19 protein-coding genes and 1 tRNA gene are annotated in these 23,942 nt (G+C 49.1%); 15 read left to right on the top strand and 5 right to left on the bottom strand.

All coding sequences use genetic code 11. The annotated features are described in order from the left end of the window. Positions 1 to 91 precede the first annotated feature (91 nt). From HZB61_11330 to HZB61_11310, 5 genes are all read left to right on the top strand, one after another. Positions 92 to 1,321, top strand: a complete 1,230-nt coding sequence (locus HZB61_11330; GenBank protein ID MBI5057192.1) for an HDOD domain-containing protein — start codon at positions 92 to 94, stop codon at positions 1,319 to 1,321. A 65-nt stretch (positions 1,322 to 1,386) separates the two neighbouring features. Then, positions 1,387 to 3,564: a PAS domain S-box protein gene (locus tag HZB61_11325; GenBank protein ID MBI5057191.1), complete on the top strand. Its 2,178-nt coding sequence runs from the start codon at positions 1,387 to 1,389 to the stop codon at positions 3,562 to 3,564. After that, positions 3,551 to 4,906, top strand: coding sequence for a sigma-54-dependent Fis family transcriptional regulator (locus HZB61_11320; GenBank protein ID MBI5057190.1), 1,356 nt, complete (start codon positions 3,551 to 3,553; stop codon positions 4,904 to 4,906). The genes HZB61_11325 and HZB61_11320 overlap by 14 nt, the downstream gene beginning before the upstream one ends. Positions 4,907 to 5,051: 145 nt before the next feature. Continuing rightward, positions 5,052 to 7,592, top strand: coding sequence for a response regulator (locus HZB61_11315; GenBank protein MBI5057189.1), 2,541 nt, complete (start codon positions 5,052 to 5,054; stop codon positions 7,590 to 7,592). Continuing rightward, entirely contained in the window at positions 7,514 to 9,982 is a 2,469-nt protein-coding gene (locus tag HZB61_11310) for a hypothetical protein (protein ID MBI5057188.1), read from the top strand. Before HZB61_11315 ends, HZB61_11310 begins: the two co-directional genes overlap by 79 nt. Before the next feature lie 60 nt (positions 9,983 to 10,042). On the opposite strand, the gene HZB61_11305 is transcribed toward HZB61_11310, so the two are convergent. Next, on the bottom strand, positions 10,043 to 10,906 hold the full coding sequence (locus tag HZB61_11305) for a PAS domain-containing protein (protein ID MBI5057187.1): 864 nt from the start codon (positions 10,904 to 10,906) through the stop codon (positions 10,043 to 10,045). Between the two features lie 254 nt (positions 10,907 to 11,160). Between HZB61_11305 and HZB61_11300 the strand changes: the two genes are divergently transcribed. The 4 genes from HZB61_11300 (at position 11,161) to HZB61_11285 (ending at position 12,985) form a co-directional block, all read left to right on the top strand. After that, positions 11,161 to 11,496: a hypothetical protein gene (locus tag HZB61_11300; protein ID MBI5057186.1), complete on the top strand. Its 336-nt coding sequence runs from the start codon at positions 11,161 to 11,163 to the stop codon at positions 11,494 to 11,496. A 55-nt stretch (positions 11,497 to 11,551) separates the two neighbouring features. Then, the gene (locus HZB61_11295; GenBank protein ID MBI5057185.1) at positions 11,552 to 11,935 is read left to right on the top strand and encodes a hypothetical protein; all 384 of its coding nucleotides are present in this window, start codon (positions 11,552 to 11,554) and stop codon (positions 11,933 to 11,935) included. 88 nt (positions 11,936 to 12,023) lie between these two features. Next, a complete protein-coding gene (locus HZB61_11290; GenBank protein ID MBI5057184.1) occupies positions 12,024 to 12,689 on the top strand; it encodes a hypothetical protein in 666 nt (221 codons plus the stop codon). After that, complete coding sequence (locus HZB61_11285) at positions 12,686 to 12,985, top strand: hypothetical protein (protein ID MBI5057183.1); 300 nt, start codon at positions 12,686 to 12,688, stop codon at positions 12,983 to 12,985. The genes HZB61_11290 and HZB61_11285 overlap by 4 nt, the downstream gene beginning before the upstream one ends. Positions 12,986 to 13,039: 54 nt before the next feature. On the opposite strand, the gene ychF is transcribed toward HZB61_11285, so the two are convergent. Next, positions 13,040 to 14,149, bottom strand: coding sequence for a redox-regulated ATPase YchF (gene ychF / locus HZB61_11280; GenBank protein ID MBI5057182.1), 1,110 nt, complete (start codon positions 14,147 to 14,149; stop codon positions 13,040 to 13,042). Between the two features lie 89 nt (positions 14,150 to 14,238). After that, the gene (gene hemL, locus HZB61_11275) at positions 14,239 to 15,534 is read right to left on the bottom strand and encodes a glutamate-1-semialdehyde 2,1-aminomutase (protein MBI5057181.1); all 1,296 of its coding nucleotides are present in this window, start codon (positions 15,532 to 15,534) and stop codon (positions 14,239 to 14,241) included. A 190-nt stretch (positions 15,535 to 15,724) separates the two neighbouring features. On the opposite strand from hemL, the gene HZB61_11270 reads away from it, so the two are divergent. Continuing rightward, a complete protein-coding gene (locus HZB61_11270) occupies positions 15,725 to 16,483 on the top strand; it encodes an amino acid ABC transporter ATP-binding protein (GenBank protein ID MBI5057180.1) in 759 nt (252 codons plus the stop codon). 13 nt (positions 16,484 to 16,496) lie between these two features. Here the strand turns inward: HZB61_11270 and HZB61_11265 are convergent. Further along, a tRNA-Phe gene (locus HZB61_11265) sits at positions 16,497 to 16,572 on the bottom strand. Between the two features lie 158 nt (positions 16,573 to 16,730). Here HZB61_11265 and lnt point away from each other — a divergent pair. Then, complete coding sequence (gene lnt, locus HZB61_11260) at positions 16,731 to 18,272, top strand: apolipoprotein N-acyltransferase (GenBank protein MBI5057179.1); 1,542 nt, start codon at positions 16,731 to 16,733, stop codon at positions 18,270 to 18,272. Between the two features lie 26 nt (positions 18,273 to 18,298). Here lnt and rtcA read toward each other — a convergent pair whose 3' ends face one another. Next, positions 18,299 to 19,321 (bottom strand): RNA 3'-phosphate cyclase, encoded by a 1,023-nt coding sequence (gene rtcA / locus HZB61_11255; protein ID MBI5057178.1) that lies wholly within the window; start codon positions 19,319 to 19,321, stop codon positions 18,299 to 18,301. Positions 19,322 to 19,484: 163 nt separating this feature from the next. On the opposite strand from rtcA, the gene HZB61_11250 reads away from it, so the two are divergent. The 4 genes from HZB61_11250 to HZB61_11235 all read left to right on the top strand — a co-directional run bounded on the left by HZB61_11250 (position 19,485) and on the right by HZB61_11235 (position 23,916). Continuing rightward, positions 19,485 to 20,474, top strand: a complete 990-nt coding sequence (locus HZB61_11250; protein MBI5057177.1) for an ROK family protein — start codon at positions 19,485 to 19,487, stop codon at positions 20,472 to 20,474. A 94-nt stretch (positions 20,475 to 20,568) separates the two neighbouring features. Continuing rightward, entirely contained in the window at positions 20,569 to 22,359 is a 1,791-nt protein-coding gene (gene lepA, locus HZB61_11245; GenBank protein ID MBI5057176.1) for an elongation factor 4, read from the top strand. An 85-nt stretch (positions 22,360 to 22,444) separates the two neighbouring features. Further along, positions 22,445 to 23,170, top strand: coding sequence for a signal peptidase I (gene lepB, locus HZB61_11240; GenBank protein MBI5057175.1), 726 nt, complete (start codon positions 22,445 to 22,447; stop codon positions 23,168 to 23,170). A gap of 104 nt (positions 23,171 to 23,274) precedes the next feature. Then, positions 23,275 to 23,916, top strand: a complete 642-nt coding sequence (locus HZB61_11235; protein MBI5057174.1) for a riboflavin synthase — start codon at positions 23,275 to 23,277, stop codon at positions 23,914 to 23,916. Positions 23,917 to 23,942 lie beyond the last annotated feature (26 nt).

Genomic DNA, 23,942 nt, shown 5'->3' with positions numbered 1-23,942 from the left:
AAGGTGAAAGGCTTGCGGTTAATTTGAGATAGCAATTTTAAAGTGATATCATAATTTAAATGCGCTGCAAGCGGAACAGAGAGATTTGATAATGGATAAAGAGCGCCAGACCATACTTTTTGTGGATGACGAGTTGAGTATTCTTAATTCCCTCCGGCGGCTGCTTCAGGATGAGGCATGGGACCTCCGCTTTGCTGAAAGCGGGGAAAAGGCAATAGACGTCCTGAAAAAAGAGGACGTTGACCTTGTTATCTCCGACGTGCGGATGCCGGGCATGGACGGCATAACCTTTCTAAAACAGGTCCGGGAGCTTTATCCCCATGTCGTCCGTATTTTTTTAAGCGGATATGCAGACCGCGGCGCAATAGTCCAGGCCCTCTCGGAGGGATGCGCCCAGCAGCTTGTCTCAAAACCGTGGAGGGACGACGAGCTTAAAGGAATCATACGGGACGCCCTCCTTCAGGCAGAGGAGTTGAAGCAAAAGGGCAAAGGGCTGCAGAAGATCATCAACTCCATCTCCACTCTTAGGACTATGCCGCAAACCTATTTTGAAATTAAAAAATGTTTTTCGCATATAAATACCGTATCCATAGAACACCTTGCGGAGATCATCGAGCAGGACACGTCCATCTCTGCTGAACTCCTGCGCTGGGCCAACTCATCCCTCTTCGGCCAGAGGCATAAGGTTGACACTGTTGAACGCGCCTTGATGGTCCTAGGTATAGACATTGTTGAAGGACTGGTCCTCTCATATTCGATTTTCAGCCCTATGTCGCCCGGATCTCAGTCGGACACGGGCTTTGACCTGAAGGATTTTCAGACCCATTCACTTTCATGCGGCATTCTGGCAAAAATGCTTGCCGGCAGGCTGCCGCATTTGGACGACAAGGAAGCTGAAAGGGCCTTTACCGCCGGGTTACTGCATGACATGGGAAAGCTTGTCGAGGAAATGTGCCTTGCCGACGATTTCAGGAAAATTATGGACACTGCCCGCTTGAAGAAATCGTTATTGATAGAAGCCGAATACGATATCCTGGAGACAAACCACGAGGAGATAGGCAGGCATCTTGCCGAGTGGTGGAGCATGCCGTCATTTCTGGTGAACGCAATAAGATGGCACCACGAGCCGCGCCTCTGTAAGACCAACCAGGATATTGTCGCTGCAGTGCATGTCTCCAATGTGCTTGTGCAAAAATTTGAGCTGGGCTCAAGCGGCAATTTCCGCGTCCCCGAGGCTGACCCGGCAGACTTGAAACATTTTGGCCTCACAGAAGAGGAACTGCCTGCCATCAAAGAATCCGTTATTTTTTACCTGTCATAAAAAAAATTGCGGTGGATTGTTTTCCATTATATAATTTAACCATGCCCCGGAACACCAAAACAAAAATGAAAAGGACCAATCCTGCATCCAGCAATTTTCCTGTCCACCGAAAAAAGGCGGACAGGAAAATGCCGGACCAGCCCGCCGGCAGTCAGGAGTCCACTGTAAGCGACATCAGCGAGCGGAGAGAGATCGAGCAAAAGCTTATTGAGTCCGAAAAGAAGTACAGACATCTTGTAGATACTTCCCTTGTAGGCATTTTTACTACGAATTTAAATGGCAACCTTATTTACGCAAACGAAGCGCTATTGCGCATTTTCGAATATGAGACTCTTCAAAAATTAAAGCATCACAACATATTGTCCAGCTATAAAAATCCGGAGGACAGGGTTGCGTTGATCCAAAGGATCAAGAAGGACGCCAGGGTGGACCATTTCGAAGTCGAATTGCTTACAAGAACAGGGGAAATAAAAAATATACTTTTAAGCGCGACCCTTGACGGGGATATTTTGTCTGGTATGCTTATGGATATCACGGAGCGCAAGAAGATGGAAGAGGCGTTACAAAAGGCAAAAGAAGAGCTGGAGCTCAGGGTCCGGGAGAGGACCGCTGAACTTCTCCGGGCCAACGAGATGGCCCGCGCAAGCAACGACCTGCTGCAACTGTTCACTCGCAGCTTTTCAAGAAATGACTACCTGGATTCTGTGGTAGACCTTGTAAGAGTATGGAGCAAATGCCGGTGCGTAGGCGTAAGGATATTGGATGAAAACGGGGGGATCCCTTATGAGTCATACGTTGGTTACAGCAGGGAGTTTTGGGAAAGGGAAAATTGTCTCTCGGTCAAGACGGACCAGTGTGCCTGCATCAGGGTGATAACCGGAAAATTCGAGCGCTGTGACGCCCCTTTTATTACTCCGAACGGTTCTTTCTTCTGCAACAACTCGCGTGAACTTATGAACTCATCGGAGGAAAACGGAAAGAAATGTTTCAGAGGTGTATGCGCTCAAAATGGCTTTGCGTCAATAGCAGTTGTCCCCATCCGCCATCAAAACAGGACACTCGGGGCATTTTACCTTGCCGATAAAAATGAAGGAAGGCTGTCAGGGAAGGATGTTGAGTTCATGGAGGTGATGGCCCCTATTGTCGGAGAAGTCATTCACAGGTTCAGCATAGAAGAAGACCGCACTCGCCTTATGGCAGCAGCCGAATCCGCGCCTGACGCATTTGTAATAACCGACATCAAAGGGAAGATCCAGTATGCCAATCCGGCCTTTGAACGCATAACAGGTTTTTCACGTCAGGACGCTGCCGGGCATGATCTGCATATACTTGACAGCGGCAGGCATGACGAGGCTTTTTATCAGGTCATCAGGGAATCGATGAAACTGGGGAATATCTGGAACGGCCTTCTGATAAGTAAAAAGAAGGACGGCTCGCTTTATCATGAAGATTGCACTATCTCCCCGGTTAATGATGCCGCCGGAAAGATCATAAACTACGTCTCTGTCAGGCGTGATGTGAGTGAAAAACTCAGGCTTGAATCCATTGCAGAGGCTGTAAATACCATGAACAATATCGGCTACATCTTCTCCGGGATCAGGCACGAAATAGGCAATCCCATCAACTCAATAAAAATGGCCCTGACGGTGCTCCAGACAAACCTGGACAATTATTCAAAGGAGTCTGTTCTGAATTATATTCAGCGCATACAGGATGAGCTGTCACGGGTTGAATATCTGCTGAAAAGCCTGAAGACTTTCAATATGTATGAAACACCTGCGTTACAGGACATAAGGATGACGGATTTTTTGGAGAAATTTCTTTCTCTGTTTAAAGAGGATTACGAGAGAAAGGGTATCGCCATAACATGCTCTGTGGATCCGGATGCGGAGTTATGCCATGCGGACCCGCGCGCGCTCCAGCAGGTGCTTTTAAATATTTTTACCAACGCAATTGACGCATGCGAAGGCAGGCCAGACCCGAAAATTTCCATCACTGTTTCAAAGTCTTCAGGTATGATACGGCTCAGGTTCTCCGACAACGGCTGCGGCATAACCGGGGAGCATCTTGGAAATTTATTCAAACCCTTTTATACTACCAAATCGAGCGGGACCGGACTGGGCCTGGTCATTGCGAGAAAAATGCTTGCGAAAATGAATTCCTCAATAGAGGTGAAAAGCCGGATAAATGAAGGCACGGAAGTTGACATATTTGTCGCTGAGGTCCTGAGTGAACAGCGATAGAGACAAAAGGGTCCTGCTTATAATAGATGACGACAGGCTGTTGTGCGACGTCATCAAAGACCACCTGAATAAAGACAACCTGAAGGTCCTTGCCGCGCATTCAATCGCGGACGGGACCGCCGCCTGCTCGCAGAACAAGGTTGATATTGTCATGCTCGATCAGAACCTGCCTGATGGCGAGGGACACACCATTTGCCCCTCGATCCTGAAATACAACGACCAGACGAAGATAATATTTATCACTGCCTATCCCAGTTTCGAGAACGCGGTCAGGGCCATTAAGGCAGGCGCCCATAACTATCTGTCAAAACCCTTTGAGATGGAGGAGCTGTACCTTGCCGTAAAACAGGCCTTAAAGACCCTCAGCCTTGAGAAGACCGCTCAAATTGAGAGTTACAGAAAAGTAAAAGACAGCGAAGATGCTGTCCTTGTGGGCGGCAGCAGGGAGTTTTCGGAAATCCTGAAGGCCGTGGACCTTGCCGCCTCAACGGACGCCCCGGTCTTAATTACAGGGGAAACCGGCACCGGCAAAAATGTTGCGGCCAAGGCCATTCACTATAAAAGCCCTGCCAAGGAAGACGCGTTTATAAGCATCAACTGCGCCGCGCTTCCTGAGAACCTGATAGAGGCGGAGCTCTTCGGCTATGAAAAAGGCGCATTCACGGGCGCTGCCTCTTCCAAACGGGGAATATTTGAAATGGCTGAAGGCGGGACCCTCCTGCTTGATGAAATAGGAGAAATGCCCTTGCACCTCCAGTCAAAGCTCCTCAGCGTCCTTGAAGATAAAAAAATAAAAAGGCTTGGCGGAGACCTTATCCGGCCTGTAAATTTCCGTGTTATAGCCGCCACGTCCGCAGACCTTGAAAACGTTATGGGTTCGAAATTCAGGAGCGACCTCTACTACAGGTTAAGCGTCATCAGGATACATATCCCCCCGCTGCGGGAAAGAAAGCAGGACATACCCGAAATCTGCTCTTATCTTCTGAAAAAGATAACAAACTGCCGTGACATTAAAATTGAGGATTCAGAGTTTGAGAAGCTCATGAATTATAAGTGGCCCGGAAACGTGCGTGAGTTGAGAAACATTCTTGAGAGGACTTGTCTCCTTCAGAGCGGGAACTTTATCACTCCCTCCGTGCTTCTGAGTGAGGCCCGCAATCCTGCCCCGGCCTGTAATGAAGAACTCACCGGGGACACCATCCTGCCTCTTGAGGAGGTGGAGAAACAATATATCCATTCCACACTCAAAAAACTTTCATTCAATGTTTCCAAGACTGCGGCAGCACTGCAAATATCTCTTTCCACTCTAAAGAGGAAGATCAAAGAGTACGGCCTAAAATAAAATTCATAGTCCAAAATGGACCTGTCCGTTCAATATGGACCGTCCCAAATAAACTGATATCACCTTCCCGGAAACCCCAAAAATTGTAACTGCGTAATTCTACCTACTATTTAAAAGTGGCATTGTCCTTGCAGTAAGAAGTGTAATGAAAACGTTACTGCTTGTTGATGATGAGAAATTGACTTTGTCCAGTTTGTCCGAGGCACTCAGGCTTTATGATAAAAATTTCAATATCATCACGGCGGAAAACGGCGAGCAGGCGGAGAAAATTCTCGAATCCGGTCAGATAGACCTTTTGATAACAGATCTGAATATGCCCGTTAAAAACGGCTTTGAGCTTTTAGCTTATCTGCTTGAGAAACGCGTTGAAATACCGGTAATCGTGATGTCTGCCGGGCTTACTGATGAGGCAGAAGAGATGCTTAAGCAGCTTAACGTCAGCGATTACATCGCAAAACCTTTCAGATTTGAAGCGCTTATTGAAATGATATGCAGTCTGCTGAGCAACGGGGCGGGAAACAAAAGGGTGTCCGGTATCTCAGCCGGACAAAAAAATAAACGGCGTATTGCCGGGTTAACTTCAGTGAAAAAGGGGGATGAAAAATGTGAAGAAAACCAACAAACAAATAACATCAAAAACAAACACGAAAGGAGAGATAAAATGAAGATGCATAACTTTTTGAATTTTATAAGTGTGGTATTTACAGTGGTCGCCCTTTCATTGGGCATTGACATGGGCTGGGCGCAGACAACGAATAACAGCGCCGGTGCCAAACAGGTACTTAAGTATCGCGGACGAGCTACACAGGCCGAGAAGAAGGCCGCGGCAGCCCGTTTCAAAGCGATGCGCGCTCAGAAAATACAGGTCGGTCAGCCTGTAGATCCACTTGCGGCAACGGCTACTCAGAGAATACAGAGCTGGCAGCTTGCAGCTCCACTTGCGGCTGCAGCAGCTCCTGCAGCTTTCGCTCTCGACCCCGGCGGGGTACCGCATTATTTCGGGCCTTATGGTAACTGGGCTTACAGCCCGCTTCCGACAGGGGCCGTCTCTGTCGTCACGGTTGAGGCTGGTGGCAGTGGATACACCGATCCTGTTGTCACCATCGACGATGTTTACGGCACAGGCACAGGCGCCACTGCTACGGCAACGGTTGTAGGCGGCGTCATTACCGCCATCACGGTCAACACCGGAGGCACGGGGTATAGCGCTCCTGCCGTCACCATTACGGATGCGACGGGCACAGACGCCATAGCTTCGGCAACAATAGGCGGCCCTCTAACCGGCGGCATCAGAAAATTCATAGACAAACTTCCGGGTCTCACGTCTGCCGGAGCTAACGGCCTTGTGACGCCTGGCGGTGACCCCCTCGGACAGCACATCCCGATTGCTGTTGCCGATACTACGACCTACGCCGGTTCTGACTATTACGAAATCGCCCTGGTCGAGTATGAGGAGAAAATGCACTCTGACCTGCCGCCGACCAGACTTCGGGGCTACGTGCAATTAGAGACACCGAATAACTTTGGGGTGAGCAAGCATATTACTCTGACAAACCCGGACGGCACTCCGATTTTGAAGCCTGACCTTTCTCAGGCTATCGCTGTTGATTACCCTCATTCTCTCGGACCCGTTATTGTTGCAAGTGGCAGCATTCCAGGTCAGCCGGGTGTGCCTGTCCGCCTGAAATTTTATAACCTGCTTCCCACCGGTTCCGGCGGAGACCTCTTCCTGCCGGTAGATACTACCGTAATGGGGTCCGGGATGGGCCCGAAGGACGCCATGGGCCTGGACTGTGATCCGATGATACCTGGTACGTCCTGTGAAATGTATACACAGAACCGCGCCACCGTCCACCTCCACGGCAACAATACTGTATGGATCAGTGATGGGACGGCCCACCAGTGGACAACACCGGCTGGTGAAAACACCCCGTACCCTAAGGGCGTAAGCGCGAGTAACGTTCCCGACATGCCGAATCCCGAACCCGGAGCACTGACTTTCTACTATACCAACGCTCAGAGCGCAAGGTTGATGTTCTACCACGACCATTCTTTTGGCATCACTCGTCTCAATGTATATGCGGGCGAGGCCGCGGGTTACCTTGTGACGGACCAAGTCGAGCAGGACATGATCAAGGGGACTAACCTGTCCGGAGTAAACCCGAATAATTTAAAGGTCCTTCCTGACCTTGGGATTCCACTTGTCATTATGGACAGGACCTTCGTAGACGCTACTACAATCGCCGCTCAGGACCCTACATGGAATTGGGGAACAACGCCGCCGGTTCCTAATACCGGGGACCTCTGGTATCCCCATGTCTATATGTCGGCCCAGAATCCGTGGGACGTTACCGGCACTAATGCCTTCGGCCGCTGGCACTATGGTCCCTGGTTCATTCAGCCGACCCCCGTGTGCGACAACAACGGGCTCCCGGTGGGGTGCATCGAGGTAGGACCAGTTCCAAACCCTTACTGTCTCCCGCAGCCGCCGACGACCTGCACTCTGAACGGCACCACCGAGCCAGATGCATTCGACTGCAGCGCAGCGCAATGGGAGCCTCCTTGCATACCAGGACGCCTAACCCTTCTATGGCGGGCGAAGCCTTTATGGACACACCGGTTGTCAACGGCACCGCCTACCCATACTTGGAGGTTGAGCCTAAGGCCTACCGGTTCCGCATCCTGAATGCCGGCGATGACCGTATGGTAAACCTGCAGCTCTATGTAGCTGCTGACAAGACAACGCCGACAACACCCGGCACTATCGGCACGGTGTTGTGCGATGGAGCTGCACCGGTTGCCAACTGCACAGAGGTCAAGATGGTCCCGGTTGGTGTGGCACCCGCGAACCAATATGCGGACACGCCAAGCGGCATTCCCGATCCGGCGACAAAAGGACCGGACTGGATTCAGATCGGCACCGAAGGCGGCTTCCTGCCGAAGCCTGTTGTAGTACCCAGCCAACCGGTCGGCTGGAACCTTAACCCAACAACATTCAATTTCGGCAATGTCAATCAGCACTCACTTCTTCTCGGAACAGCGGAACGGGCCGATGTCGTAGTTGACTTCTCCGCCTACGCCGGCAAAACACTCATTCTCTACAACGATGCCCCTGCGCCTTTACCGGCGGGTGTCACGAACTACGACTACTACACTGGCACGCCTAACCAAATGGATACGGGCGGCGCGCCCGCCACGCAGCCCGGCTATGGTCCCAACACCCGCACTATCATGCAAATCAGGGTAAACTTGCCCTTAACTACAACCACACCTGACGTTACTCTTGCGAATCTCAACGCAGTGTTCGCTAAGACAGTAGCGAAGAGGGGCGTCTTCGAGGTCTCCGAGGATCCGATCATCATTCCGCAGAAAGTTTATCAGTCGGCTTACAACGTGACGAATTTCCCATCGGCCAGCGCGAGCCAATACGTGCAGCTTGCCGATACACAGAAGACCTTTCAGCCTATCAACGAATCAGGGGTTCTTCAGCCTGCTGTAACGATACCGCTGGAGATGAAAGCAATGCATGACGAGATGGGCGGCGTCTATGACACCCAGTTCGGCCGTATGAGCGGGATGCTGGGACTCGCCAGCCTGACCTCCCCAGTCCATACCTTGATACCCTACGGCTTTGCAAGCCCTCCCGTCGATATCATCAAAGGCTCGGTATCCGGGAGTCAAATTGGAGTTCTTCCCGATGGCACTCAGCTCTGGAGAATCTTCCATAATGGCGTGGATACACACACCATACACACACACCTGTTTAACTCACAGCTCATCAACCGCACGGGCCAAGACGGGATTATGCTGCCGCCAGACCCTACCGAGCTGGGTTGGAAAGACACCTTCAGGATCAACCCGCTGGAGGTCACGTACCTCGCAATGAGACCGACCATACCGACGCCGGCAATGGTCCCATTCGATGTGCCTAACAGCGTCCGCCTGATTGACCCGACGTTGCCTCCGGGCGTCCCGCTGGTCGCGCCTGCACCAGCAGGATGGTTCGACCCAGAGGGAAACGCGATCCCGGCGATCTACAACCACGAAGTAAACTTTGGCTGGGAGTACGTGTGGCACTGCCACATTCTCGCCCATGAAGAGATGGACATGATGCATTCGCTGGCGTTTGCAGTGGCGCCGGTGGCGCCGACAGGTCTGACGGCTATTTCAGGACCGGGACTTCGGGTCGACCTGAACTGGTTGGACAACTCAATCAATGATACGGGGTTCACCATCCAGAGGGCCACGGATTCCCTCTTCACAGCCAACCTCATGAGCTTCACCGTGGATCCCCTCTTGACCACCTTCACGGATACGACGGTGTCGGGTGCCACGACATATTACTACAGGGTGTTTGCTAATAATACCGTGGGCGATACTGAGATTTACGCTGCTCCTGCAGTCGGCTTCCCGACCGTAACCATGGATTCGACGCCCTCCAACACCGTGTCGGTCACCATGCCGGCCGGCCCCGTAGCGCCGACAAACCTGGCGGCAGTGATCATTTCAGCTACACAAATCAGACTGACCTGGATCGACGCATCCAACAATGAGACGAGCTTTGTGGTCTGGCGCTCCGCTAACGGCGGCGTCTTCTCCCAAGTCGGAACAGTGAACCGCACCGCTGCCCAGTCCGCGGCAACAGGCGGTAACGTGACGTTCAACAACAACGACACAGCAGCCAATCCGTTGGTGGCGGGCACCACGTATCGGTACTATGTGACCGCACTGAACGCCCTCGGTTCTTCCGCAGCCTCGAACATCGCTGTCGTGAATTTCTTTACTCCGGCGGCGCCGACGGGACTGAGGGGCGCGGCGGTACGGATTGCCGGCAACTTATTGCAGGACAGGGTCTCCCTCAACTGGACGGACAATGCCAACAACGAGGCCGGTTTTACGATTCAACGCTCACTTACTCCGGGCTTTGCCGCTCCAACAACGTATAACGTTGGAGCCAACGTGACAACATTCAATCAGAATGTATTGCGCATATTCAACTTCTATTACCGGGTTCGCGCGACAAACGCTGTTGGTAATTCCGCCTGGTCCAACGTGGTGTTTGTAACAACTCCGTAAGTTAGTAAAAAACTGCTTTTCGGGGAGGGAAAAATCCCTCCCCGAAATTGTTTCACTTGGTCAACGGTATTTCTCCAATTCTTCCTTCAGCCTGGCGACCTCTTTCTTAAGGTCCACCATCTTCATTTCCCTGCCGACAGCCATGTCATAAAAGTCTTGAAGCTCTTTCAACCTCTCCTGGAGCGAATGTTCAAGCTCAATCCGGTCGGTGATATCCATCAGCACCCCTGAAATCATGTCTCCGTCCAGCGCCGCATCCACTAATACATTTTTGTTCTTGCCGGTTTTTGTAATCAGCCTGGTTTCAAATCCCTGTACCCGTCCATTCTGCCTCAGTCCTTCAATAAAGACATTCCTGTCGCTCGGGTCCTTATATCTTATAACCACCTTTTCCCGCATCAGCTCTTCAGCGGAATTAAATTCAAACATCGTTATCAACGCATCATTGACATACAGGATATCGCCTCCGGTATTTGTCTTGAATATTCCAACGAGGGCTGTATCGACAAGGGCGCGGTATTTCTTTTGCGATTCCTCAAGGGCCTCCACTGTTTCCCTGAATTCAGTTATGTCATGCAATATCTCTATCCCGGCGATTATATTTCCTTCGGAATCTTTTAACGGCGAAGCAATAATTTCAAAGTGTCTCATCTCCCCGTTTACAGGGGCGCTTCTTTTCACGGAGTGGATGCCGCCGTCACTAAACGCCTTCACAACCGGACAGTCTTCACAGGCACAGTCCCTTTTTTTGTACGCGCTGAAACAACACTCACCGGCATGGTCCCCGGTCAGATTTTTGTGAATGCTGTTCTGGTACAGTATCCTGAGGGAAATGTCCTGTATACTGATCCCGTTTCCGATGGCCCCGAGCACGGCCTCCAGGCTTTCAAACAGCTTTTTAATATCTTCGACGGTATTTATCATCAGCGCTTCATAGAATAGCACAGAGTTTTTTTCAGACGCAATAAAATTTTGCGTGCCTGTGGGTTTTTAATATGCGATACCGGCTCAAGTTTTTTTATGCAATTTTTTATTGGTAAATCATTCAGCATAATTTTTTTCTGGATTGAACGAGGTTCTTTGTTTTATAATTTTTACATACGCTGCTGTGGTTCCGGGGCTGATATAGCGGCAAAACATTCTGTGTTAAAGGGGTATCGGATGATGAGGGAGGGACAATGTCATTGACCAGGATCTCAACTTATGCGATTCTTGTTCTGACAGTTGCTACTGTTTTGTTCTTCGTCTTTTCCGAAGAGAGCCGTCTCAAGGCGCGGTGGATGCTGAATACGGTCATAGGGAAAGAAACCTGGCTTGCGACCATTTACCCCAACAAAGAAGACATGGGCGTTTTCAGGGAAGTCGGACATTTTAAGTCATTAAACGAATGCCGCGATGCCGCGCAAAAGGAACTGTCCCGGATCTCCGTCGCGGGAGTTTACGAATGCGGCCTCAACTGCGAAACCCTTTCCAAACTGCCGGGGGTTTTGTTCTGCCAGGAAACCCGGCATTAAGTCCACGCCGCTGAACTCAGACCTTAACTATATTTTAATGACTGTGGAAGGAACTATGGGAGGCAACATTTTGCTAATTCCGTTCATGCTGCTCTTATTGGCCCTTTTCTCATCCGGCTGCTCTCCACAAAAAGCAGGAGTTGATCTGTTAGTGACGGGAAAAACATTTTCCCTGACGGACGTTTTAGTGGACGGCAAGAGTGTTGTGGGTAATGTAAATAAAGATACTTCACGGACCATTGAAGGGATCACGTCCTTTTCGCTGGACCAGGGGACACACCTTATCGAATTAATAGGCAGCGACGGCAGACACGTGGAGATTGAGGCGAAAATTAAGGCGAGGGACAATTACGTCTCCTATGATTCGGCCGCCGGCAGGATCCAATGGAACGACGGCGAATATCAGGTTTCCCCCGGCAGGCCCGTTATCATAAAGTAATTTCCCTCTGGATGAAATAGCGGTTATTGGTTATAATTGTTGACCTTAGCGATTAAGAGGGAATGCCTCATTCAACAGGAGAAAACCAATGACCAATCTTGCAAAAAATCTTGCCTTGCCGCTTATCATTGCCTTGTTCATTTTCTCAGGCTGCGCAACTGTTCCAAAGGAAGTTGTTGAGCTTTCATATACCGTCGGACAGGACATCCAGGCTGTGCACTCATCCTACAGAGAATTGGTCCATGCGTATTTTGAGGGCTTGAGAAACAAAACCGAAGACTTTCTATATAACAAATGGAATCCAGCCTACATTAAGGACTTTGTTAAAAATGGCGGATTGATTGAACGCGTACACGGGACAGATCCTGCTCAGGTCCTTGGAGATGTTCAGTTATGGGCCGAAGTGGCTGTTGAGGAAATTGAGGGCAAAAGGAAAGAGATGCTGGACCGGATTGACCGGCAGGAAAAAGAACTTCTCGCCTATGTTGATGACGCCTTCTCCAAAATAATGCGGGCCAACTCCGCAATAACAGCTCATTTAAATAGTATTCGCAAGGTGGAGGCTGTTCAGGATGAAGTCCTTCAAACTTTAAAAGTAAAAGATTTGAAGGATGAAGTTAACCGGAAACTCGCTGCTGCGTCCACTGAGGCTGAAAATGCTATCGGGGCTTTATCAAGGGCGGAAGGCATAATTGAGAAGGCCGATAAGCTTAAATCGGAAATTAAAGGGACATTAAAAGGAGAAGGCAGATGAGCGACAGGGAAGATAAAAAAGCTGAGTTGAAAAAAAAATCGCAGGAATCGAAACAAAAAACAGATGCCTTGCTGTCTGAAGAAATTCAGGCGTTACAGCAGGCAGCGTCCTCCGACCTTCAGCGGTTACGCCCAAAGGTAACTGATACCGAAACATATGATAAGCTGATCAAAGCCGTAAATGAAGCCTCCGCAAAAAATGAAAGCCTTGCTGAACTGAAAAACAGGATCGAGAAACTCGGCGCGGTTGCCGTCAAAGTCGGCAAGGAAGTTGTAATGCTGTTAAAAGGTTTCTGAGTGTGCTTTCATAAGTTATTTCCAGATGCAGTCGGCAAGATTGAATGAGCATCTTCACACATTGAACTTGAAATTAATAATGTCCCCGTCGCGGACCGGATAGGTCTTGCCCTCAAGCCTGAAGAGCCCCTTCTCCTTTGCCTTGACCATGTCTTCTCCGGAAGAGACGTAGTCCTCGTAGCTGACAACCTCGGCGCGGATGAAACCGCGCTCTATGTCCGAATGTATCTTGCCCGCAGCCATCTGCGCAGTAGTCCCCTTTTTAATCGTCCACGCCCTGACCTCGTCCTTGCCGACGGTGAAAAATGAGATCAGCCCGAGCGCGGCATATGAAATCCTGCAAAGCATGTTCATGGCGGGTTCGGCAATTCCCAGGTCTTCAAGAAATACCTTTGCCTCATCAGCGGGGAGCTGGGCGATCTCCATCTCTATCTTCCCGCAGAGTGATAAGACCGGAGGCACGGAGCTTTGTCCGGCGCTTTTGAAATACGCCTCTATCTCATTCTGGAAATTCTTTATCTTGTCTGAATTGATGTCTTTCTCATCGATGTTAAGTGCAATGATCTCAGGCATGGTCGAAAGGAACTGGTAGGGGAGCATGAGCCTCTTTTCCTCTTCGTTGAATTCGAGGTTTCTCAGCGATATCTCTTCCTCAAGGGCCTTTTTGCATTTCAGCAAGAGCTGTTTGTCAGCCTCGTCCTGCTTCTTGCCCTTTTTCGCCTGCTCTTCAATTTTCTGAAGCCGCTTTTCAACAAGCTCAAGGTCTCCTAAAATCAACTCGGCCTCAAATGACTTCACATCCCGCACCGTGTCAACGCTTCCCATCGGATGAATGATCGATCCATCCTCAAAGGCCCTGACAACATGCACGACCGCGTCAGCGTCTTTAAGTAAATTGAAGACCTTCGTGTTGTGGGATACATCGCCTTTTGTGATACCGGCGTAATCGACATACTCAACAGTTGCGTAAGTGGTCTTCTTCGGATCAAAGACAGCCGTCAGCCTCTCGATCCTGACGTCAGGGACTTTGACCATTCCTATTTGCGGCTCAAGATCGGGAGAGATCACCGTAGGGTATGTAGTTGTCGCGAGGTTCAAACCTGTGAGGGCGTTGAAGACCGTCGTCTTGCCTGAATTTGAAAAACCTGTGATCGTTAATTTCATAGCACAAAAATTTCAGCCGCAGATTTGCGCAGATTTGCGCGGATTTTTCATTTACGTATTATCCGTGTTCATCCGTGCAAATCTGTGGCTTAAGATATTTCTTTAAAACTCTCGAATGCCGCGCGGGCGGTCTTGTTTATGTCCGCGGTTGAATGCGCGAGCGACATAAAGCCGGCCTCAAACTGTGAAGGGGCCAGATTGATCCCGCGCTCAAGCATCTTCCTGAAAAATTGCGCGAACTTCTGCGCGTCCGCTTTTTTGGCAGTCGCGTAATCAACGACTTCCGTATCGGTGAAGTATGTGCAGAACATTGATCCCGCCCTGTAGAACTTTGTCTTTATCCCGGCGCGTTTCGCCGCATCTCTCAATGCCTCTTCGAGCGCTGCCGATTTTGTCATAAGTTGTTTGTATGTGTCAGGCTTCGAGATGATCTTAAGCGTTTCAATGCCCGCTGTCATTGCGAGCGGGTTTCCCGAAAGTGTCCCGGCCTGATAAACAGGGCCGTCCGGAGAAACCATCCTCATAATGTCTTCTCTTCCGCCGTAAGCGCCGACAGGAAGGCCGCCGCCGATAACTTTACCTAAGCACGTCATGTCGGGTTTGATCTTGAATGCCTTTTGCGCTCCTCCATATGACACCCTGAATCCGGTCATGACCTCATCAAATATCAAGATAACTCCGTACTTTTTGGTCAGCCTTCTCAGCCCTTCGAGGAAGCCCGGTTTCGGAAGCACGCAGCCGATATTTCCGACGACAGGTTCAATAATAACGCAGGCGATGTTCTTTGCGCTTTGCTCTAAAACTTTTTTGACCGCGTTCAGGTCATTGTATGGAACGGTTATCGTGTTTCTCGCATAATCCTTCGGGACACCGGGACTGTCAGGCACTCCGAATGTCATTGCGCCTGACCCCGCCTTTACAAGCAGTCCGTCTGCATGGCCATGGTAGCAGCCCTCGAATTTTATCGCCTTGTCCCTGCCCGTGAAGCCGCGGGCGACCCTGATCGCGCTCATTGTCGCCTCTGTGCCGGAGTTGACCATCCGAACGATTTCCATGGAGGGATACGCCTTGCGGATCATCTGCGCAAGCTCTGTCTCAAGTGGTGTGGGCGCGCCGTAGCTGGTGCCTCTTTCACAGGCCTTCTGCAAGGCCTTGATTACCGTTGGGTGTGAATGACCTAAGATCATCGGCCCCCATGAGAGGACGTAGTCTATAAATTCGTTCCCGTCCACGTCGTAGATCTTTGAGCCTTTCGCAGACTGTATAAACAATGGGACCCCGCCGACAGCCTTGAAGGCCCTGACAGGGCTGTTCACCCCGCCCGGGATAATGCGTTTTGCCTTTTCAAATAATGCCTTTGATTTTTTCTGGTTTAGTTTTAACATGGCGACTCCTGTGAGTTAAGAATTTTCGTAAGGTTTATTTAACAATAATTAACGGAAAGATGTCAAAGAATCCGTTATGGAAGATGCCCTTACGCTTTAATTGACAAAATTTTTATGATTTGAAATAATACATTTGCATCAGCGCGCAACTACTTTAAACCCCACGACCCTGAGGAGCGGTTTAAACACATTGATTAAGTTTATTAACGCCAATAAATGGTTTAATAATCATCACGTCTTAAAAAACATCACCCTCGAAATCGCCAAAGGAGAAGTCATTGTAATCTGCGGCCCGAGCGGCGCAGGCAAGAGCACTCTTTTAAGGACCATCAATAAACTTGAACCCATCGACGACGGCGAGATCATTGTTGACGGCAAGTATCTCTCCGATCCAAGGACAAACCTGACGGGATTAAGGGCTGAAGTCGGTATGGTATTTCAGCATTTCAATCTCTATCCGCATAAGACGGCGTTAAAAAATATAACCCTTGCCCCGCGCAAGGTGAGAGGTCTAAGCAAAAAACAGGCATCGGACAGGGCGTTTAAGCTCCTTGAGAGGGTCGGCCTCTCTCACAGGCGCGATGCGTTTCCTTCGCAGTTATCAGGCGGCGAACAGCAGCGCGTGGCCATTGCAAGGAGCCTTGCGATGGAGCCGCAGGTCATGCTTTTTGATGAACCGACCTCCGCGCTTGACCCTGAGCTTATAAATGAAGTGCTTGATGTTATGATCTCGCTTGCAAAAGAGGGAATGACTATGGTCGTTGTCACCCATGAAATAGGTTTTGCCCAGAAGGTTGCCGACCGGGTCGTTTTCATGGACAACGGCGAGATACTTGAAGTGGGCAGTCCTCCCGATATTTTTGTGAACCCTCAGCATCAACGCACAAAGGAATTTATGAGCAAGGTCTTCCATATCCCGATTTTTTCCGAGGCGCAGGAAGAGGATTGATAAGGGGGGGAAGTGGTGGGCAGTCGCAGAATCGAACTGCGGACACAGGGATTTTCAGTCCCTTGCTCTACCGACTGAGCTAACTGCCCGTGCTGAAAAGCATAACCCATATTTTTTTTAATTGTCAACTTTGATGGTCCCGGAGAGCTCTGTTCCAATGATTGGAAACATAGAATGGCTGTGGAAGAATTTCTATGCGACACCGTTAAAAAAGCAGGGAGCAAAGAGCATAGGGCATAGGGCTTAGATGACTAAAAAGGCCGATATTCCCCTTGCGGTACTCTCCGGACTTCTGCTGGTCTTTTCATTCCCCCCGTTTGATTTTTATCCCCTCGCGTGGTTCGCCCTTGTCCCGCTCTTTATCGTACTTCGGGGAAAAGATGCTAAAAGTTCATTTCTGACCGGAATGCTGACGGGGTTTGTTTATTTTATGGGGACCATTTACTGGGTATTTCATTCCATGTATTTTTATGGCTATATTGCGGCTCCCTTAAGCGTCCTGATACTCATTGTTCTCTGTCTTTATCTTGCAGTCTATGTCGGGGTATTCTCCACACTGTTCAGTTTTGTTAGTAGAAATTCCAGGCTTCCTGCTTTGTTTATAGCACCTGTTTTATGGGTAACGCTTGAGTTTGTGCGCACATATGCCCTGACAGGGTTTCCCTGGTCCATGCTCGGATATTCCCAATATGAATTCCTGCCTCTCATTCAGGTGGCGGACATTACCGGGGTCTATGGTGTCTCTTTTTTAGTAGCCGCGACAAACGGCGCGATTTATGACATGGCCTTCTATCTGCACGAGAGAAGAAAGGAGCAGCCGCTATTTGCGCGGTGGCCCCTCACTTTAAGTTTAATAATATTTGCTGTAATCATCTCGGCGTCAATATCATACGGCTTTGGAAAGTTGAAGGAGAACAGTCAGGGACAAAAAATAAAGGTGAGCGTGGTGCAGGGAAATATTGAGCAGGACAAAAAATGGGATTTGAGATTTCAGAGAGACGTCATTGAAATCTACAAGAGGCTCACAAAAAAAACTTCAGCGGATTCCCCGGACCTGATTGTCTGGCCTGAAACCGCCGTGCCGTTTGTCTTTGGCTATGATAAAAACCTTACCGAAGACATCACCACGTTTCAGAAAGAGCTGAAAACCTACTTGCTGTTTGGAAGCGTCCTTCCCAAAAATATCCAGCCCGGCAAAACCGAGCTGTCAAACAGCGCTGTCCTGATGTCGCCCGAAGGCAAGGTTTTTTCAGTCTATGACAAAATCCATCTTGTGCCCTTTGGCGAATATGTGCCGCTGAGAAAGCTCTTCCCTTTTATTGAAAAGATAACAGTCGCCATCGGAGATTTTCTTTCCGGGAAAGAGGCCTCCGTCATGCAGACGCCTTTTGCGAAGATCGGCAATCTGATATGTTATGAGATCATCTTTCCGGGGCTTGTCAGGCAGTTTGTCTACAATGGAGCGAATGTCCTTGTGACCATAACAAACGACGGGTGGTTTGGCAAAACTTCCGCCCCTTACCAGCATTTTTCAATGGCAGTGCTGCGGGCGGTTGAAAACAGGGTGCCTGTTGTAAGGGCGGCGAATACCGGCATCTCAGGTTTTATTGACAGCAGGGGAAGGATTATTAACAAAAGCGATATCTTTGTTGAAGCAGCATTGACAGAAACAATCTCGCCTGGAAACCGGAAAAGTTTCTATACGCAAAACGGCGACCTTTTCGCGTACCTGTGCATAATCTGTTCGGCATTATTAATAATGAAAGCTGCGGCCTCCCGGAAGCCATAATTCACATGATGAACTCAGCCTTCAGTTCAGATCAAACTTACTTTCCCTGGTGAGTTTATCTCGCCCTCAATCTGATATTTGATTCCCAGGAATTTTTCAATCACCCAGAGATTTGTGATCAGATGCTTTGTGATGCGCGAGGTTGTAAAAGTTGAAGCCTCGCGCGCGAGGCAGAGGCAGATAACTATCTGATCGGCAAGATTGAAGTCAAGACATGCTGAGGTATTGTGGAAATATTTAAAAGCCTCAGCGGCTTCCCTGCCGACATCCTCTGCGCGTTTGCCTCTTGCGCCGAGGGCAGAAAATCCCGCAAGGCCGTTTTCATATACGCCCTTTAAAAAAACAAATGTCCCCTGCCCGTAAGAAGGGGCTTCAAGAACTTTAATGTTTGCAGTAAGAGGAGAGAGGTTTTGCATCGCAGAATTTCTCTGCCTCTCCGCAATATGAAGCGGGAGGTTTGAAACAGCGGAATACCCGTCAACTGAGAGCAATTCGCCTCTTGAAACTGCGTTCAGGCCTTTAATATTTTCAACCGGGGAAATTTTGAAACTGACCTCGCCGCCGCCTTTTGGATAAAAGCCGTATTTATTTATCGATGGCTCCACATTTATGCCGGTTCTTTTCAGCATGGCAAGAAATACTTCAGCAATGTAGTGATAGGGGGGGCTCATGGGCACATGCGTTCCGCCCTTGATTGTCACGGTTGAAGGGCCTTCCGCAAATAGGAGAGGAGGAAGAATGGTTTGAAAGACAAGGGAGCTTGAACCCGCGGTTTTAATGTCAAAGCAATATTCGCCCGGTTTGATCTTTCCTGGAATAAAGGCAAGCTCCATTGAACCAACCTCATTCCCCATGACTTCAGCATTGCAAACTTCAGAAACAGCGTTGACACAGGTAAGATGCTGCGGCATCAAACCCGGCTTCCTTCTCAGTTTTCTGATATTGAAGAGTTTGAATTTATGGCCGGTGACGCAGCTCAGGCTCAAGGCTGTCCTTAAAATCTGTCCGCCGCCCTCGCCATAACTGCCGTCAATCTCAGTGGTTTTCATATTTAGAAAATTTTGACCGTCCCTCTCCTTTACACGTTCTTTTTACTTATGATAACATTAGGATTGCCTGATAACTTTTTATTTACAAACTATCTGGAATATTATATAACCATATTAAAAATACACGGCACATATTATTTCTATAATTGGAGAAGTTAAAACTATGAAGCTTGCAATCGGTCTGGACATTGGCGGAACAAACACTAAAACCATTCTTGTAACTGAAGACGGCAGGGTGCTTGCCAGCCGGCAAACCCCTACCATTCCTGCTGCAGCAGCAACCTCTAATAACATTGAGGAATTGTTAGTCAGGGACTTGAAGGATTTTTTAAGTAAAGAAACTTCGATATCCAATAACGATATTGCCGGTATAGGCATAGGAGTTGCCGGCCTTATAGACAGAACAAACGGCCTGGTTCTGAAATCTCCCAACATCTCCGCGATAAACGGGCTTCCCATCGGAGAGCTTTTTGAAAGGGCGTTTTCACTTCCCGTTATTGTTGAAAATGATGCCAACGCTAATGCCTACGGCGAGAAATGGGTCGGCACCGGCAAGGACATAAATAATTTCATTGTCCTGACCCTTGGCACGGGATTGGGGGGAGGTCATATCTATAAAGGAGGGCTGTATGAAGGCCCGTTTGAAATAGGGCATATGATCATTGAGCCAAACGGACGCGCCTGCCCCTGCGGCAGCTACGGCTGTCTTGAGTCGTACGCGTCCGGCAGGGCCATTATAGACAGGGCGATTACTTCCATTGAGAGCGGCACTAAAAGCTCGTTGTCCGATTGCTGTGAAGGCAACTATTATAAGATCACCCCTGAACTTGTTTTTCAAAAGGCCCTTGACGGCGACAACCTGAGCAGGGAGATCTTCAGGGAAGTGGGATATTATCTCGGCACCGGGATATCAAATATGATAAATATATTCAACCTCGAGGCTGTGATCATCGGCGGCGGGCTTATAGGAGCGTGGGATTTATTTATCGGGGAGCTGACAAAAGAGGCTTTCAAACGCAGCTTTAAACCTTTTGCGTCGCCTATAAAAATTCTGAAAAGCACCTTGGGAAAAGATGCCGGTTCTCTCGGGGCCGCGGGGCTTCTCTTTAAGAAACTATCAGCGTCTCAGAAAGCGTTAAGCCAGTCTTTTTAATCCAAAATTATGCAATTAACCACAGAGAACACATTCTTATCCTCTCAACTTCTTGTAATTTCTGTGCCCCCTGTGGTTTATCAAAGGTAACACCATGTCCGGAAGCAACATTAGAAATTTTTCCATTATCGCCCACATAGACCACGGTAAATCCACGCTCGCCGACCGCATACTCGAAATCACCGGCGCGCTCACGCAAAGGGAAATGTCCAAGCAGGTGCTGGATTCAATGGACCTGGAACAGGAGCGCGGCATTACCATCAAGGCGCACGCTGTGAGGTTGAATTATACAGCGTCTGACGGAAAGGACTATATACTCAACCTGATAGATACCCCGGGGCATGTGGACTTTTCTTATGAGGTCTCGCGAAGCCTGGCTTCCTGCGAGGGCGCCATCCTCGTAGTTGACGCATCGCAGGGGGTTGAGGCCCAGACACTCGCAAACACCTATCTGGCAATGGACCACAACCTTGAGATAATCCCGATCATAAACAAGATCGATCTGCCAAGCGCAGAACCTGAGAGGGTGAAGGCGCAGATTGAGGAAGCCGTCGGCATTGACTGTTCAGACGTAATACTGACTTCAGCGAAAGAAGGCACGGGCGTGAGGGATGTGCTTGAAGCGATCGTTAAAAAAGTGCCGCCGCCCACTGGCGATAATGATCGTCCTCTCAAGGCGCTTATCTTTGATTCATGGTTTGACAACTATCAGGGAGTGATAGTGCTCGTCAGGCTTTTTGACGGTGAGGTGAAGAAGGGTTCAAAGATATTGCTCATGGCCGTACAGAATACTTACGAGGTGCTGGAGGTCGGCATATTTACCCCTCATAAAAAAACGGTTGATTCCCTGCATGCCGGCGAGGTCGGTTATATCATTGCGAGCATACGGAATGTGGCAGAGACAAAAGTCGGCGACACCATCACCGATGCCGACAACCCGACTCCCGAACCCTGCCCTGGGTACAAAGATATAAAACCGATGGTGTTCAGCGGTCTTTATCCGACTGAAGCCAACCAGTACGCGGACCTGAAAGACGCGCTCGAAAAACTGAGGCTTAACGATGCGTCCTTCAGCTTTGAGCCAGAGACATCTTCCGCGCTCGGCTTCGGTTTCCGCTGCGGCTTTTTGGGCCTCTTGCACATGGAGATAATAAAGGAGCGCCTTGAAAGAGAGTTCAAGCTTGAGCTCGTCAACACGGCGCCTACTGTTATTTATAAAGTTGTAAAAAAACCCGAGGACATCGTATTTATCGACAGTCCGGCGAAGCTTCCTGACAGCTATGAGTGGATTGAAGAGCCTTTTGTCAAAACCGTGATCTTCGTGCCTCAAAAATATATCGGCTCAATTCTCGAACTCTGCCAGGAACGGCGCGGGGTGCAGAAGGATTTTCATTATATTGGCAAGGACCGGATAGTGGTCACTTACGAGATGCCGCTGAATGAAATTTTATGGGACTTTTATGATAAACTAAAATCGCTGTCAAGCGGTTACGCCTCAATGGATTATGAATTCACGGGCTACAGGGAATCGCAGCTTATCAAGCTGGACCTGCTTTTAAACGGAGAACCCGTTGACGCCCTTTCAATGATAGTCCACAAGGACAAGGCCTACAGCAAGGGAAGACAGGTCGCTGAAAAACTGCGCGAAGAGATCCCGAGGCAGATGTTTGAAGTAGTCATTCAGGCCACGATAGGGAGTAAGATCATCGCGCGTGAGACCATCAAGGCCATGAGGAAAAACGTCCTTGCCAAATGCTACGGCGGCGACATAACGAGAAAGAGAAAGCTGCTGGAAAAACAGAAAGAGGGCAAAAAGAGGATGAAGCAGGTGGGCAGGGTCGAGGTGCCGCAGGAGGCGTTTTTAGCAGTGCTGAAAGTAAAATAGAAAATGCATCATTGTTTTTATTGTCATTCCCGCTTGCCGGGAATCTTTTTTAAAGAACGATTCCGAACAAATCGAAATGACGTAAATTAGGAGAAACACGTTGGCTAAAGGAAGAAAATCAAAATTTCGTGAATACGTTGAGGCAATTTCCATCGCCATAATCCTGGCGCTTTTTATAAGGGCCTTTGTGGTGCAGGCGTTTAAGATCCCCTCCGGTTCCATGATCCCCACGCTGCTTATCGGCGACCACATACTGGTAAACAAGTTTACTTACGGGATAAAGGTCCCGCTGACCGGCTCAAGATTTCTGATCTTCAACACGCCCAAAAAAGGCGATATCGTTGTCTTCTCGTTTCCGCTGAATAAGGAAAAACCGGAATGCACGAGTGCCGTCAAAAACATCTCTTCACGGTTTGAGGCCGCCTGGCAGAAGGGGAATATGGCTTATCTGTTTCAGGACGAATGCAGGGATTTCATAAAAAGGGTTGTCGGCGTCGGGGGTGACAAGATCGAGATAAAGAACAAAAAGCTGTACGTAAACGGCGTCTTGCAAAATGAACCTTATATAGTCCATTATGACAGCAACACTGAAACTGCACAAAGGGACAATTTCGGGCCTTTTGTTGTTCCCCGCAATACTATTTTTGCGATGGGAGATAACAGGGACCAAAGCTATGACAGCCGTTTCTGGGGTGTTGTCCCTATGGATGATATAAAGGGCAAGGCGTTTATAATGTACTGGTCGTGGGACAACGACGGCGGCATGTTGAGTAAAGTCCGCTGGGGCAGGATCGGCAAGCTTTTACATTAGTAATAAAGACATCCGCAGATTTCGCAGATGACACAGACTACTAAATAAATGATTTGTAACTTGAAATAAAAAAATCTGCGCTATCTGTGGAAAATTGAACTAATATGTTTACTGGACTGGTTGAGACAATGGGAACAATCTCTTCTGTTGAAAAAACAGGGAACGGCATCAGGCTGTCCCTGAAACCATCTTCTGATTTTGAAACACAGCTTGGCGAAAGCATCGCCGTCAACGGCGTGTGCCTTACCGTTACGATAAACCCCACGGGGATGGGGGGGTTATCCTTTGACGTCTCGCCCGAGACAATACGCAGCACTAACCTCGGGGAGCTTAAGGTAAGCGACAGGGTGAACCTTGAACGCGCGTTGAGATTATCAGACCGTCTCGGCGGGCATCTTGTAACAGGTCATGTGGACGGCGTCGGGACAATAAAAGAAAGAAAGACCGCCGGGGAATATACTTTTTTCACTTTTGAAGCGCCGGCGGAAGTTTTAAAATACATTGTCAGGAAGGGCTCCATAACAGTTGACGGCATAAGCCTGACAGTGGTAGAACCTGGCAACCGGTCTTTCAGCATCGCCATCATACCTCACACTCTCAAGGCCACTAACCTCGGAGAAAAAGGTATCGGCGGCAGGGTGAACCTTGAGGCAGACATTATAGGGAAATATGTTGAAAAATTTCTCGGCAGAAAAGATAATGACAAAGCACTAATGGACCTTCTGAAAGAGGAAGGGTTTGCATAACAAAGGCTGTCAGCTTACAGCTAATA

It is taken from the genome of Nitrospirota bacterium (assembly GCA_016214845.1).
Lineage (GTDB): Bacteria > Nitrospirota > Thermodesulfovibrionia > UBA6902 > UBA6902 > SURF-23.
This window is presented reverse-complemented; position numbering and strand designations above follow the sequence as displayed.

Coding starts and splice junctions, on each gene's coding strand:
- HZB61_11330 (MBI5057192.1), top strand. CDS start 92: ATGGATAAAGAGCGCCAGACCATACTTTTTGTGGATGACGAGTTGAGT.
- HZB61_11325 (MBI5057191.1), top strand. CDS start 1,387: ATGAAAAGGACCAATCCTGCATCCAGCAATTTTCCTGTCCACCGAAAA.
- HZB61_11315 (MBI5057189.1), top strand. CDS start 5,052: ATGAAAACGTTACTGCTTGTTGATGATGAGAAATTGACTTTGTCCAGT.
- HZB61_11310 (MBI5057188.1), top strand. CDS start 7,514: ATGGACACACCGGTTGTCAACGGCACCGCCTACCCATACTTGGAGGTT.
- HZB61_11305 (MBI5057187.1), bottom strand. CDS start 10,906: ATGATAAATACCGTCGAAGATATTAAAAAGCTGTTTGAAAGCCTGGAG.
- HZB61_11300 (MBI5057186.1), top strand. CDS start 11,161: ATGTCATTGACCAGGATCTCAACTTATGCGATTCTTGTTCTGACAGTT.
- HZB61_11295 (MBI5057185.1), top strand. CDS start 11,552: ATGGGAGGCAACATTTTGCTAATTCCGTTCATGCTGCTCTTATTGGCC.
- HZB61_11290 (MBI5057184.1), top strand. CDS start 12,024: ATGACCAATCTTGCAAAAAATCTTGCCTTGCCGCTTATCATTGCCTTG.
- HZB61_11285 (MBI5057183.1), top strand. CDS start 12,686: ATGAGCGACAGGGAAGATAAAAAAGCTGAGTTGAAAAAAAAATCGCAG.
- ychF (MBI5057182.1), bottom strand. CDS start 14,149: ATGAAATTAACGATCACAGGTTTTTCAAATTCAGGCAAGACGACGGTC.
- hemL (MBI5057181.1), bottom strand. CDS start 15,534: ATGTTAAAACTAAACCAGAAAAAATCAAAGGCATTATTTGAAAAGGCA.
- lnt (MBI5057179.1), top strand. CDS start 16,731: ATGACTAAAAAGGCCGATATTCCCCTTGCGGTACTCTCCGGACTTCTG.
- rtcA (MBI5057178.1), bottom strand. CDS start 19,321: ATGAAAACCACTGAGATTGACGGCAGTTATGGCGAGGGCGGCGGACAG.
- HZB61_11250 (MBI5057177.1), top strand. CDS start 19,485: ATGAAGCTTGCAATCGGTCTGGACATTGGCGGAACAAACACTAAAACC.
- lepA (MBI5057176.1), top strand. CDS start 20,569: ATGTCCGGAAGCAACATTAGAAATTTTTCCATTATCGCCCACATAGAC.
- HZB61_11235 (MBI5057174.1), top strand. CDS start 23,275: ATGTTTACTGGACTGGTTGAGACAATGGGAACAATCTCTTCTGTTGAA.